The 12764-nt window shown below is 62.6% G+C and carries 9 protein-coding genes; 2 read left to right on the top strand and 7 right to left on the bottom strand.

Annotated features, from left to right (window positions below):
* Positions 1-34: 34 nt before the first annotated feature.
* The 5 genes from HG549_RS11225 to HG549_RS11205 form a co-directional block, all read right to left on the bottom strand.
* Entirely contained in the window at positions 35-913 is an 879-nt protein-coding gene (locus HG549_RS11225; RefSeq protein WP_170029561.1) for a manganese catalase family protein, read from the bottom strand.
* Positions 914-972: 59 nt separating this feature from the next.
* On the bottom strand, positions 973-1392 hold the full coding sequence (locus tag HG549_RS11220) for a general stress protein (RefSeq protein WP_170029560.1): 420 nt from the start codon (positions 1390-1392) through the stop codon (positions 973-975).
* Between the two features lie 226 nt (positions 1393-1618).
* A complete protein-coding gene (locus HG549_RS11215) occupies positions 1619-5752 on the bottom strand; it encodes a CheR family methyltransferase (RefSeq protein WP_170029559.1) in 4134 nt (1377 codons plus the stop codon).
* A gap of 306 nt (positions 5753-6058) precedes the next feature.
* Entirely contained in the window at positions 6059-6856 is a 798-nt protein-coding gene (gene xth / locus HG549_RS11210) for an exodeoxyribonuclease III (protein ID WP_170029558.1), read from the bottom strand.
* Positions 6853-7095: a hypothetical protein gene (locus HG549_RS11205; RefSeq protein WP_170029557.1), complete on the bottom strand. Its 243-nt coding sequence runs from the start codon at positions 7093-7095 to the stop codon at positions 6853-6855. Before HG549_RS11205 ends, xth begins: the two co-directional genes overlap by 4 nt.
* A gap of 157 nt (positions 7096-7252) precedes the next feature.
* Between HG549_RS11205 and HG549_RS11200 the strand changes: the two genes are divergently transcribed.
* Together HG549_RS11200 and HG549_RS11195 are read left to right on the top strand one after the other, a co-directional pair.
* Positions 7253-7675, top strand: a complete 423-nt coding sequence (locus HG549_RS11200; RefSeq protein ID WP_170029556.1) for a low affinity iron permease family protein — start codon at positions 7253-7255, stop codon at positions 7673-7675.
* A 78-nt stretch (positions 7676-7753) separates the two neighbouring features.
* The gene (locus HG549_RS11195; RefSeq protein WP_170029555.1) at positions 7754-9541 is read left to right on the top strand and encodes a thiamine pyrophosphate-requiring protein; all 1788 of its coding nucleotides are present in this window, start codon (positions 7754-7756) and stop codon (positions 9539-9541) included.
* 264 nt (positions 9542-9805) lie between these two features.
* Here the strand turns inward: HG549_RS11195 and HG549_RS11190 are convergent, their stop codons facing one another.
* On the bottom strand, positions 9806-11530 hold the full coding sequence (locus HG549_RS11190) for a NahK/ErcS family hybrid sensor histidine kinase/response regulator (protein ID WP_170029554.1): 1725 nt from the start codon (positions 11528-11530) through the stop codon (positions 9806-9808).
* Positions 11514-12677: an alcohol dehydrogenase-like regulatory protein ErcA gene (gene ercA / locus HG549_RS11185; RefSeq protein WP_170029553.1), complete on the bottom strand. Its 1164-nt coding sequence runs from the start codon at positions 12675-12677 to the stop codon at positions 11514-11516. Before ercA ends, HG549_RS11190 begins: the two co-directional genes overlap by 17 nt.
* Between the last annotated feature and the right edge of the window lie 87 nt (positions 12678-12764).

Genomic DNA, 12764 nt, shown 5'->3' with positions numbered 1-12764 from the left:
CGCAGCGGATCGCATGATCCGTTGCGGGGTTTCACTACAGCGGCTCGTCGCCGTTGACTTTGCCCAGCTCTGCCCCGGTCAGGGGCTGCAACTCGGGGTTGGACAGGGTTCTGGCCTTCATCGCTTCGGCCGCAGCCGCCGACTGCTCGTCGAGCTGCACTGTCGCCATGCCGTCGCCACCGTCTACCGCCGGTTCGGGCTGGTCGACATAGATCCAATCCTGGCCCTCGTTCCATGAGCCACGCATCTCGCCGCCGTGGGACATGTTGAAATAGGTGCGGTTGACTTCCAGGTCGCCCGGCAGCTTGCCTTGCGGGAAGTTCGGCTGGATCGAGTGCAAGGCTTTTTCGAACGACAGCTGGTGAGCGATTTCACGGCTCATCAGGAACCCCAGCGCATCCTTGATACCCGGGTCGTCGGTGACGTTGATCAAGCGTTCATAGACGATCTTCGCCCTGGCCTCTGCGGCAATATTGGAACGCAGGTCCGCCGTCGGCTCGCCGATGGTGTCGATGTAGGCTGCGGTCCAGGGTATGCCACCGGAGTTCACCAGCGCTGCACCACCGCCATACAACAGGCTGGTGATATGCGAATCGTTGCCGGCCCCGGTCAACGACCGGTACAACTCGCCTTCGGCTTCCACCCCTTCGGCCAGGCGCCCCTTGGCACCCTTGTTCAGCATCACCACGATCGAGCCGATGATCTCCAGGTGGCTCAGCTCTTCGGTGGCAATGTCGAACAGCATGTCCTTGCGCCCCGGGTCATCCTCGGTCACCGCCTGGGTGAAGTAGCGCATCGCTGCAGCCAGTTCGCCCTGCGGGCCGCCGAACTGTTCCAGCAGCAGGTTCGCCAGCCCCGGGTTGGGCTGCGCGACGCGAACCGTATACTGCAGTCGCTTGTTGTGCATGAACATTGGCAAATCCTCATCAGCGTGCCGAGGCGGCCTGGCCGCCTCGGTCGGTTCAACGGTGATCAGCGGTTGTCATCGCTGTTGCGGCCGCCGCCGTGGCTGTGCTGGCCGCCTTTACGGCCGGCCTCGGAGGCCTTCTCGCGGTCGTTGGCAAAGTTGCCACCGGAAGCCTGCCCACCCTTCTGGCCTGCCTCGGAGGCGCGTTCAGGATCGTTCTTGAAGTTGCCACCGGACATCTGCCCGCCTTTATGGCCGGCCTCCGCAGCACGTTCAGGATCGTTCTTGAAATTGCCGCCCGACATCTGCCCGCCCTTGTGCCCGGCTTCAGCGGCGCGTTCAGGATCGTTCTTGAAGTTGCCGCCCGATGCCTGACCGCCCTTGTGGCCGGCCTCCGATGCCTTCTCGCGATCGTTGGCGAAGTTGCCGGGGTTGGTGTTGGCGCTGCCGCCCTGGTTGCTGCGTTTGTCGTCGTTGCTAGCCATGATCATTCACCTCATGTGGTTAACACAGGTTGGTCTGTGTTCACTAATGACCGAAGGCAAACGCTGCGGGCTGAAAGTGATTTCGCTATCGCTGACGAAATGCTTTAAGCACTTGGGCACAAGATATTCGGGCTAACAAACCCCCGACGCGGTATTGCTTGGGGTTTGCATCCGCGGCGCCAATTGCTGGCAAGCGGCCTTGTGTTGCACAAGGCCGCCCAAGGTTTCAAGCCTGGCCGATGCGGCAGACCGCTTCGATGGCTTCGACCAGCTCGTCGTACTGCACCGGCTTGGTCAGCCGACGATCGAACAGCGCCGCCTCGTCTGCCCGCTTGGCCTGGTTGGTGCCGTAACCGCTCAGCGCGATCGTCGGGGTGAGACGGTGCTGTTTTTTCTCGCGCAAGGCGCTGACGAACTCATGCCCGTCCATTTCCGGCATGCCGATATCCGTCAGGATCACATCGAAACGTTTCTCGGCGGCCTCCTGCAGCGCCTGGCGTGGGTCGAGGTAGCTGCTGACCAGTGCGTCTTCCATTTCCAGCAGCATGCGCATCACGTCGACCACTTCCGGCGAATCATCCACCAGCAGCACTCGCAACCCTTTCAACCGGCCATCACCATCCTCGGAGGGGTCGGCTGGTGGTAACTCGGGCTGAGCCTGGTTCGACAGCGGCAACTCGACGCTGAAGGTCGAGCCATGCCCCAACCCGGCCGACCGGGCGACCACGGTACCGCCGTGGGCTTCGACCAACTGCCTGACCAAGGCCAGGCCGATACCCAGGCCATCGCGGCGGTGGCTGGCATGTTTGGCCTGTTTGAACAGGTCGAAGATGCTGGACAGGTCGGCAGCCGACAACCCCGGCCCATTGTCGCTCACGTCCAGCCGCGCGCAGTTTTCCGTGCGGCTCAGCATCACCCGCACGCGGGCTCTCTCGCCACTGAACTTCAGGGCATTGTTGAGCAGGTTCCACACCACCTGCTCGATCCGCGTCGGGTCACCATCGACCACCAGCGAGGTGCCCGGTTGGGGCAGCTCGAGGGTGATACGTGCCGACGGGTACTCCTCCGCAGCGATGGCATGGATCGACTTGACCAGGCCGACCAGGTCCAGCAACTGCTTCTTCAGTTTCAACTTGCCGGTGCGCAGGCGGGCCGTGTCGAGCAGGTCGTCGATGATGCGCGCCTGGCTGGTCACCGCGTCGTTGATGGTAGCGATGGCCTTGCTCGCCTGGACCGTGTTGCGTACCGCCGGTAGCCGACGAAGAATCTCGGCGTTGAGCTGAATCAGGTTGAGCGGATGCTTCAGTTCATGCGACATCACCGCAAAGAACTCGTCCTTGAGCATGCTGTCGCTCTGCGTCTCGGCCAGCTGTTTGCTTTGCTCGTCCTGCAGGCGCTTGTGCCCGGTGAGGTCGCGGGCAATCTTGACGAAGCCTGCGGTCTCGCCGCGCAACCGGGCTGTTTCGCCACTGCAATAGAAGCGGCTGCCGTCCTGGCGCACGTGCCAACGCTCGTCCTCCGCCCGGCCATGCTCCTGCGCGCGGCGCAATTCTGCTTCGGGCACGTCGGCGGCCTGGTCCTCGGCAGTGAACAGCACACTGAAGTGGCTGCCGACAATCTCCTCGGGGGTGTAGCCGAAAATATACTCGGCGCCCCGGTTCCAGTCGCAGACAAGGCCGTTGCCATCGAGGATGATGATGGCGAAATCCTGCGTACTTTCCGCCACCAGGCGCATGCGTTCCTGGCCCAGGCGCAGGTCTTCTTCCGCTTCACGGCGCTTGGTGATGTCGATGAAGGTCAGCACCGTGCCGTCGATATGGTCTTCGCTGGAGCGGTAAGGCAGCAGCCGGGCAATGTACCAGCGCTGGTCGCTGCTGCTGACCTCGCGCTCCATCATGGTCAGCGACTCGTAGACGGCAGTGGCATCATCGGCCAGTTGCGGGTAGTCGAGCCGGTGCGTGATGTCCAGCAGCGAACGGCCAGTGTCCACCGGCAGCATGCTGAAAATATCCTTGGCCCGGGGGGTGAACCAACGGATGTGCATGTTGCGGTCGACGAACACCGTGGCGATATCGGTGGAGGCGATCAGGTTGGCCAGGTAATCGTTGATCTTGTCGGTTTCCTCGACCTTGCTCTTGAGTTCGTAGTTGACCGTCAGCAGCTCTTCGTTGATCGACTGCAATTCTTCCTTGCTGGTTTCCAGCTCTTCGGTGGCGGAACGCAGCTCTTCGTTGATTGCCTGCATCTCTTCGTTCGAAGCCTTCAGCTCTTCGCTGGAAACCTCCGACTGCTCGATGGTTTCCTGCAGGTGCAACTTGGTGCGCTGCAGCTCGCTTTCGAGGCTGGCCATCACTTTGTTCTCGGTCAGCTGGTCGAACTCCAGCATCTGCTCGCCGATACTCACCGGCGCCGCATTGAAGACAATGGTGCAGACTTCCTGAGCGGTTACATCGTCCTTGTAGGGCCGTGCGGCGATGTCGAGCCAGTAGTCGGCATCGCCCTCACTGAAGCGTACCTTGCGCGACAGGGTAGCCTTGCCGCTCTGCTGCGCCTGGAACAGCGTGGTGCGCAACTCGAGCCGCAACTCGGGCATGATCAGCACCATCACGTTGCGCGCGACTTCGCCAGTCACGTAGCGCAGGAAACGCCCTGCCCCTTCGTTCATGTGCAGGATGTCGCCATTGCTGTCGACAATCATGCTGGGCGGCATCTGCTGGGCCATGGCCCGGTTATGGATGTCGGCGTAGGAAAACTTGCGCTGCACCTGTACCAGCGGCGCGGGCATTGCCAGGCTGGACAGGGTGAACCCGCCCCTGGGCATGGTCGGGGCGCGGCGGTTCACGCTGGCGCCGACCTTGGCGCGGAAGATGCGGTTACGCTTGTCTACCGGGGTGAACAGTTCAGGGCAGGCATCGGCGGATTCCGACGAACCCATGAACAGATAGCCACCAGGCCGCAGCGCAAAGTGGAACATCTGCAGCATCTCCTTCTGGATATCGCGGTCCAGGTAGATGAGCAGGTTGCGGCAGACAATCAGGTCGATCTGCGAGAATGGCGGGTCGGACAGCAGGCTGTGCTTGGCGAACAAGACCTTTTCACGAACTTCCTTGCGCACCCGGTAATGCTCGTTTTCCTTGACGAAATACTGCCGCAGGCGCATCGGCGGCACGTCGGTGACGATGGCTTCCGAATACAGCCCGGCGCGGCCAACGGCAATCGCGCGCTCATCGATGTCGGTGGCAAACACCTGCAGCTTCAGCGGGTGGGATTCGAGCTTCTGGTGTTCCGCGCTCAGGATCGCCAGGCTGTAGGCCTCTTCGCCGGTCGAGCAGCCAGCGGACCAGATGCGCACCTCTTCACGGTTGTCATCCTCGTCCCTGGCGCTGAGCAGCGAACCCAGCACATGGCGTTCGAGGGCTTCGAAGGCCTCGCGGTCGCGGAAGAAGTTGGTAACTCCGATCAGCATGTCGCCAAGCAGCTTCTTGGCTTCATCCGGGGTTTCTTCCAGGTAACGCAGGTAGCTGGGTAGATCCGGCTGGGTCGTCACTTGCAGCCTGCGCTCGATGCGGCGCAACACGGTTGCACGCTTGTAATGCTTGAAATCGTGCCCGGTGCGGTTACGCAAGGTGCGCAGGATGTCCTGAATGACCCGCTCGGCGTCCTCGCGTGCATGTTCCTCGGTCTGTGCAGACACCTTCAGGTCATGCGGAGCGGGCAATTTGATGGTTTGCGTGTTACGCCACAACTCCAGCAGTTTGTGCGGTATTTCTGCCACCGGCAATACCGCATCGACCATACCGGTGGCGATTGCCGCCAGCGGCATGCCGTCGAACTCGGCATCGTCCGGGCTCTGCACGATGGTGATGCCGCCCTGCTCCTTGATCCGCGACAGGCCCACCGCACCGTCACTGCCGGTGCCGGAAAGCACCAGGCAGAAACTGTATTCCTTGTGCACGTCCGCCAGGTCGCGGAAGAACAGGTCGATGGCAATATGCTTGCCCAATGGCCGGGTCGACGGCACCACTTTCAGGTAGCCATCATTCATTGCCAATTGACTGGCGGGCGATATCACGTAGACATGATTCGGCTCGATGCGCGAGGTGCCCGTTACCTGAATGACCGGCATGGCAGTGGAGGCCTGCAGGATCTTGTCCGCCACGCTTTCGTGGTCTGGCGACAGATGCAGGACGATGACGAACGACATGTCGCTGTTTGCCGGCATGTGTTCGAAAAATACTTTCAGGGCGGCAAGCCCGCCAGCAGAGGCACCGATACCTACTACCGGGAAATTGAGATGACTTGGCACAATCCCGTCCCGCTCAGGCTTGGAGCTGGGAGAAGGTTTGATCGTCCTTTTCATTGTTTGCACTCGTATTCGATGAAACCCTGGCGAGACAGTGTGTTCTCGTGAGACTGGCGCAGGAGAGTAAAGCGTCAATGATAACAAGTATTGATCTGCCGGGCGGTCATAGGTGGCGGATTCGCACATTCGCGATATATGGCAGATAGAACGGGGCTAGTTGCGCTTTAAGTTCTACAGAAATTCAATTTTGTAAGTTAATAGGCGCTTGCGCCGTCCTTGCGCACCGGCAAGGAGGCCACGGCAGCGGCCGCGCCAGGGTCCGCAGGCGCCCTCGCTAGCGCAGGGGCGTGCAAGCTGGAGCAGCTATGTTTGCCGGCGCCGCGTGCCCAGTTCGATCCAGGTTGGCGCATGGTCGCTGGCCTTGGCTTCGTTACGCACCCAGGCATCGACGCCTGCCCGCTTCAGGTAGGGCGCCATGTCAGGGTTGAGCAACAAATGGTCGATACGAAGGCCGGCGTTGCGTGCCCAGTGGTTGCGGAAATAATCCCAGAATGTATAGATACGTTCGTCGGGGTAGAGATGGCGGATCGCATCGACCCAGCCCTGCCCAAGCAACCGGGCGAAGCACGCCCGAGACTCGGGTTGCAGCAAGGCATCCTTCAACCAGGAGCGCGGGTTGTAGATATCCATGTCGGTGGGTACCACATTGAAATCACCCGCCATCACCGTCGGGTGGCCGCTGCCGTACAAACCCTGCGCGTGCTGGATCAGGCATTCGAACCAACGCAGTTTGTAGTCGAATTTCGGCCCCGGTTGCGGGTTGCCGTTCGGCAGGTAGAGGCATGCCACCAGCACGCCATGCACTGCCGCTTCCAGATAGCGGCTTTGCGTATCGTCCTCCATGCCTGGCAGGCCACGACGCACCTCCAGCGGTTCGCTGCCCCGCGCCAGGATGGCCACGCCGTTCCACGACGGCTGGCCCTGGTAGACACAACCATAACCCGCCGCTTCGAGTGCCTGGCGGGGAAATTGCTGATCCGCCGCCTTGAGTTCCTGCAGGCAGGCGATGTCCGGCTGCTCCCGTTCCAGCCAGGCCAGCAAGGCCGGCAGGCGGCTGCGAATGCCATTGATGTTGAACGTGGCGATCTTCAGCGCTTTCATGCGTCAGGGTCGCTGACATGGGCCTGCACGGCGTCTTCCAGGGCATGCACATGGGCATCGTCGGCCAGTGCCTTGAGGGCCAGCCAGTCGTCCCAGTCAATGGTGCCGTCGTCGCGCAGGGCTTCAGCGGTGCGCACCAGCTCGTGGTGGTAGGCGTCCGGTGACTCGCGCCGGTAACTGATGTCGTCGTACTGGGCATACCAGGCCGCAAGCTCGGGGATGCTGCGTTCAATGCTCATCAAGAAGCCCTCACTGTACCCTTTGCATGTAAGAGCGCCGTGGTCGTGCGACGTTCAACTTCAACGCGGCAGACCGTGCGTCCCGGGCCTGCGGAAAAAAACAACTTCCCGACCGTTGCCAGGGTCCCAAGCTACAGGCGCACCTGGAGACGAGATCATGAAATTCGCCCAATTCTGCCAATGGTTGTCCAACCACGCCGGACGACCTCAGACCTTCCTCATCGCCTTGCTGCTCATCGTGATATGGGGCCTCACCGGGCCGTGGTTCCATTACAACGATACCTGGCAGCTGATCATCAACACCTCCACCACCATTATCACCTTCCTGATGGTGTTCCTGATCCAGAACACCCAGAACCGCGACAACGACATCATTCACGTCAAGCTGGACGAGCTGATCCGTGCGACCAAGCATACCGAGATGTCGGTCCTCGACCTGGAAGACATGGACAGCAAGAAGCTGCAGGCGCTACGCAAGGAATACCGCGCCCTGGCTGAAGGCGGGCAAACCGCAGGCGGCCCCCCCGGCGCAGAGCAGCAGGAACAGCCGGAGCAACGAATGGACGACCAGCAACCCTAGGCTGCGGGCGACACAGGTGAAACTTTCCCGAGCTGTGCCAAGTCCAGACCCCTATCGATGACAGCCCAGGAGAACAGCATGACTGGCACGGTAGGCGACTTTCTGGTGGAACGCTTGTACCAATGGGGCGTAAGGCGCATCTTCGGTTACCCAGGCGATGGCATCAATGGCGTGTTCGGCGCACTGGCCAGGGCCAATGGCAAGATCCAGTTCATCCAGGCTCGGCACGAGGAGATGGCCGCATTCATGGCCAGCGCGCATGCCAAGTTCACCGGCGAGCTGGGCGTGTGCATGGCCACCTCCGGCCCCGGCGCTTCGCACCTGCTGACCGGCCTGTACGACGCGCGCATGGACCACCAGCCGGTGCTGGCCATCGTTGGCCAGCAGGCGCGTGCGGCACTGGGCGGGCACTACCAGCAGGAGCTGGACCTGTTGTCGATGTTCAAGGACGTGGCCGGTGCCTTCGTCCAGCAGGCCTCGACGCCCGGGCAAGTACGCCATCTGCTCGACCGCGCGGTACGTACCGCCGTCGGCGAACGCCGGGTCACCGCCATCATCCTGCCCAACGACCTGCAGGACCTGCCCTATCACGAACCGCCCAAGGCACACGGCACTGTGCATTCCGGCATCGGCTACAGCAGGCCCAGGGTGCTGCCCTTCGAGGCAGACCTGCAGCGCGCGGCCGAGGTGCTCAATGCCGGGCGCAAGGTGGCGATGCTGGTCGGCGCCGGGGCCCTGCAGGCAAGCGAGCAGGTCATGGCGGTAGCCGAGAAGCTCGGTGCAGGGGTGGCCAAGGCGCTGCTGGGCAAGGCCGTGCTACCCGACGAGCTGCCGTGGGTCACCGGCGCCATCGGCCTGCTCGGCACCGAACCCAGCTACCAGCTGATGAACGAATGCGACACCCTGCTGATGATCGGTTCCGGCTTCCCCTATTCCGAATTCCTGCCGCGGGAAGGCCAGGCCCGCGGCGTACAGATCGACCTGCAGCCGGACATGCTCAGCTTGCGCTACCCGATGGAGGTGAACCTGGTTGGCGATGCCGGTGAAACCCTGGCTGCGTTGTTGCCGCTGCTTGAGCACAAACGCGAACGGGGCTGGCGCGACAGGATCGAAAGCTGGCGTGCGCAGTGGGACAAGACCCTGGCCAAACGCGCCCAGGCCACAGCCGAGCCGCTCAACCCGCAGCGCGTGGTGTACGAGCTCTCCCCGCGCCTGCCGGACCAGGCCATTGTCACCAGTGATTCCGGTTCCTGTGCCAACTGGTTCGCCCGCGACCTGCAGATTCGCCGGGGCATGCAATGTTCGCTGTCCGGTGGCCTGGCCAGCATGGGCGCTGCCGTGCCCTACGCTATCGCTGCCAAGCTCGCCCACCCGCAGCGCTGCGTGGTGGGGCTGGTCGGTGACGGCGCGATGCAGATGAACAACCTGGCCGAGCTGATTACCGTGGCGAAGTACTGGCAGCAATGGCAGAACCCGCAGTGGATCTGCGCGGTATTCAACAACGAAGACCTCAACCAGGTTACCTGGGAACAACGGGTCATGGAGGGCGACCCGAAGTTCGAGGCCTCACAGTCGATACCTGATGTGCCCTATCACCTGTTCGCCCTGTCCATTGGCCTGCTGGGCATCTATGTGGATCGCGAGGAGGACATCATCCCCGCCTGGGAGCGGGCGTTGGCGGCTGACCGGCCGGTGTTGATCGAGTTCAAGACCGACCCGAACGTGCCACCGCTACCGCCGCACATCAAGCTGGAGCAGGCGAAGAAATTCGCCAGCAGCTTGCTCAAGGGCGACCCTGACCAGGCTGGCGTCATCCTGCAGACGGCCAGGCAAGTCCTCAGTTCGGTATTGCCTGGCAAGAAATGAGCAACCGGGTAGCTGCACGTGATCCCGCTCCTACAAGTAAAGCGCCGGCTTCGCGTTGACGCTGCACCGGTAGGAGCGGCTTCAGCCGCGATCACCGGCACAGCCGGTGCCAGCCACCGCGCCGCCTGCATCGCGGATAAATCCGCTCCTACATGCACTACGCCGGCTCCGCGTTGACGCTGCACCGGTAGGAGCGGCTTCAGCCGCGATCACCGGCACAGCCGGTGCCAGCCAACCGCTTCGCTAGTGAATGACCAGCAATGCCTAGCCCAGCAGCTGGCTCAATACTGCACGCAGTTTTCCCGGCTTGACCGGTTTGTTCAGCAGCGGCGCACCGAGCTTGTGCAACGAGCGTCGGCACTGATCGCTGCGGTCAGCGGTGATGATCACCGCCGGAATGGCGCTGCCGAAATGCTCGCGCAAGTGCCTGACCACCTCGCAGCCAACCACACCGTGGTCCAGGTGAAAATCTGCCAGGATCAATTCCGGTGCCTGCCCTTGCAAGGCCAGCAATGCTCCGGCCTGGTCGGTTGCCGTCACCACTTCGCAGCCCCACTGCCCAAGCAATGCGCCCATGCTCTCGAGAATGCTCACCTCATTGTCCACGACCAGCAGCCGCCGGCCCGGCAATGGGTTGCCGGTGCCAGGCTGCGGTACGGCCGGGTGGACCGGCAGCGGTACCGCTTGGCCAAGCGGTACTTCGATGCTGAACACCGAGCCACGCCCCGGCCACGAACGCACCTCGACCCGATAACCAAGGATCTTGGCGATCCGCTCGACGATGGCCAGCCCCAGGCCCACGCCCTTGCGATCGGCGGCACGGCCCACGTCCAGCTGGTTGAATTCAAGGAAGATCGCCTGCAGCCGATCCTGGGCGATACCCCGCCCGGTGTCCCACACCTCCAGGCGCAAATGCCTGCCACGGCGCCTGGCCCCCAGCAGGATCCGGCCTTCATCGGTATAGCGGCAAGCATTGCTGAGAAAATTGCGCAGGATGCGCGTCATCAACCGCAGGTCGGTGCTGATGGCATAGTCGCCAATGCGGGCACGCAGTTTCAGGCCTGCCGCGTCAGCCACCGTGCGAAACTCCGACACCAGCGGCCCGAACAGTTCGTCGAGACGATACGACGCCACGTCCGGCTTGACCGCTGCCTGGTCAAGCCGGGAGATGTCCAACAGGTCGGTCAGCAGGTCCTCAGCGCCCTCCAGGGCTTGATGGGTGCGTTCCACCAGCACTTTTTCCGCTTCCGGCAACGGCCGTTCGCGCAAGGTCGAAATCAGCAGCCGGGCAGCATTCAGCGGCTGCAGCAGGTCATGGCTGGCAGCGGCGAGGTATTTGTCCTTGCTGCGGTTGGCGGTTTCCGCAGCGTCGCGGGCATCGCGCAGGGCGCGGGCGATCTGTTTGCGCTCGGCGATCTGCTGTTGCAGGTTACGGTTGGCCTCCAACAGTTCGTCGGTGCGCGCAGCCACTCGTTGCTCAAGCTCGTCGTTGAGTTGCTGCAAGCGCTGCTGGGCCAACTTGCGTTCGGTGATGTCGGCGACAAACCCTTCCACCAGGCCCTCATGGCCAGGCTTGAGCAGCAGGTTCATCAGCACATCGATATGGCTGCCATCCTTGCGGCGCAAGCGGGTTTCATAACCGTGCAGGCTGCGTTCACGGGCCAGGGTCGCGGTGATGGCGTGCAGCTCGTCGGCCTCGACGAACAGGTCGCTGGCAAAATCGGTCAGGCACTGCAGCAACGCTTGCGGGTTGTCGTAACCGAGCATGCGCGCCAACGCCGGGTTGGCCGCGCGCATGCCGTCCTGCAGGCTGGCCTGGAAAATCCCGTGCACGGCATTCTCGAACAACCACTTGTAGCGGTTGCGTTCGGCCTCCAGCTCGTCCAGGCGGGCCGCCAGCTCCGGGTAATGGCTCTTGCGTGCCGAGTGGTCGCCCAGCCCCAGCAGCCCGGCCAGGGCCCGCTGCTGGTCGTCAGAGGGCCTCGCCATAAACCACCTCGACATCACGCTGGCTTGACGCACGCGGGTTGGTCAGGATGCACGGGTCATCCATGGCATGTTGCGACAGGAACGGGATATCGGCCGTGCGCACCCCATGCAGGCCCAAGGTCTCATGGAAGCCGATCGCGCGTTTCAGGGCGATCAGGTGTTCCACCAGGCGCGCGCAGATCTGCCGATGGTTGAGGCCGCGGCAGTCGATGCCCAGCACTTCGGCAATCACCTTGAAACGCTCCGGCGCCGAGCTGTAGTTGAACGCCACCACATGCTCTACCAGCACCGCGTTGCACAAGCCATGCGGCAGGTCGAGGAACCCGCCCAGGCTGTGCGACATGGCGTGGACCGCGCCGAGGATGGCATTGGAAAACGCCAGCCCCGCCTGCATGCTGCCCAGCATGATCTTCTCGCGCAGGGCAATATCGCCAGGGTTGGCGATCATCTGCACCAGGTTGCCGTTGATCAGGCGCATGGCTTCCAGCGCATGGGGGTCGGTCAGTGGGCCGTGGCCGGTGGAAACAAACGCTTCGATGGCATGCACCAACGCGTCGATGCCGGTGCAGGCCGACAGGAACGGGTCCATGCTCAGGGTGGTTTGCGGGTCGATCAGCGACACGTCCGGGACCACCGCCTTGCTGACGATGGAGAACTTCATGCGCTCCTGCTGGTTGGAAATGATCACGAACTGCGACACGTCGGCCGAGGTTCCAGCCGTGGTCGGGATCAGGATCAGCGGCGGGCTGGGCACGCGGATCATGTCCACGCCTTCGAACTCGAGGATGCTGCGCCCGTGGGCGACCACGATGCCGATGGCCTTGCCGCAGTCCATCGGGCTGCCGCCACCGACCGCGACAATCACGTCACAGTGGTTCTGCCGATAGATCTCGGCGCCGAGCATCACTTCCTCGACCCGTGGGTTGGGTGATACGCCGCTGTACAGGCAGTAGTCGATGCCCTGCGCCTGCAGGCTGGCCTCGACGTCGGCGACCCAACCGGCGGCGATCACACCCGGGTCGCTGACCACCAGGACCTTGCGCGCGCCGAAGGTCTTGGCGTAATTGGCCACGTTATGCCGGCAACCGGCACCGAAAATGATTTCAGGCGAAACGAACTTGCGAAGCGGGCTGAAACTCTGGCTCATCGGAAAGCCTGTTCTTATTGTTCTGGAAGGTAACCGCCAGCGTAAAGCATCCCGTGGCGAAAGCAACCAGACCAAAGCCTGGCCACG

The sequence above is a fragment of the Pseudomonas sp. SK genome (assembly GCF_012975065.1).
GTDB lineage: Bacteria > Pseudomonadota > Gammaproteobacteria > Pseudomonadales > Pseudomonadaceae > Aquipseudomonas > Aquipseudomonas anuradhapurensis.
This window is presented reverse-complemented; position numbering and strand designations above follow the sequence as displayed.

Excerpts from the sequence above, each read along its gene's own strand:
- HG549_RS11195 (WP_170029555.1), top strand. The coding sequence starts at position 7,754 with ATGACTGGCACGGTAGGCGACTTTCTGGTGGAACGCTTGTACCAATGG.
- HG549_RS11200 (WP_170029556.1), top strand. The coding sequence starts at position 7,253 with ATGAAATTCGCCCAATTCTGCCAATGGTTGTCCAACCACGCCGGACGA.
- HG549_RS11225 (WP_170029561.1), bottom strand. The coding sequence starts at position 913 with ATGTTCATGCACAACAAGCGACTGCAGTATACGGTTCGCGTCGCGCAG.
- HG549_RS11205 (WP_170029557.1), bottom strand. The coding sequence starts at position 7,095 with ATGAGCATTGAACGCAGCATCCCCGAGCTTGCGGCCTGGTATGCCCAG.
- HG549_RS11190 (WP_170029554.1), bottom strand. The coding sequence starts at position 11,530 with ATGGCGAGGCCCTCTGACGACCAGCAGCGGGCCCTGGCCGGGCTGCTG.
- ercA (WP_170029553.1), bottom strand. The coding sequence starts at position 12,677 with ATGAGCCAGAGTTTCAGCCCGCTTCGCAAGTTCGTTTCGCCTGAAATC.
- xth (WP_170029558.1), bottom strand. The coding sequence starts at position 6,856 with ATGAAAGCGCTGAAGATCGCCACGTTCAACATCAATGGCATTCGCAGC.
- HG549_RS11220 (WP_170029560.1), bottom strand. The coding sequence starts at position 1,392 with ATGGCTAGCAACGACGACAAACGCAGCAACCAGGGCGGCAGCGCCAAC.
- HG549_RS11215 (WP_170029559.1), bottom strand. The coding sequence starts at position 5,752 with ATGAAAAGGACGATCAAACCTTCTCCCAGCTCCAAGCCTGAGCGGGAC.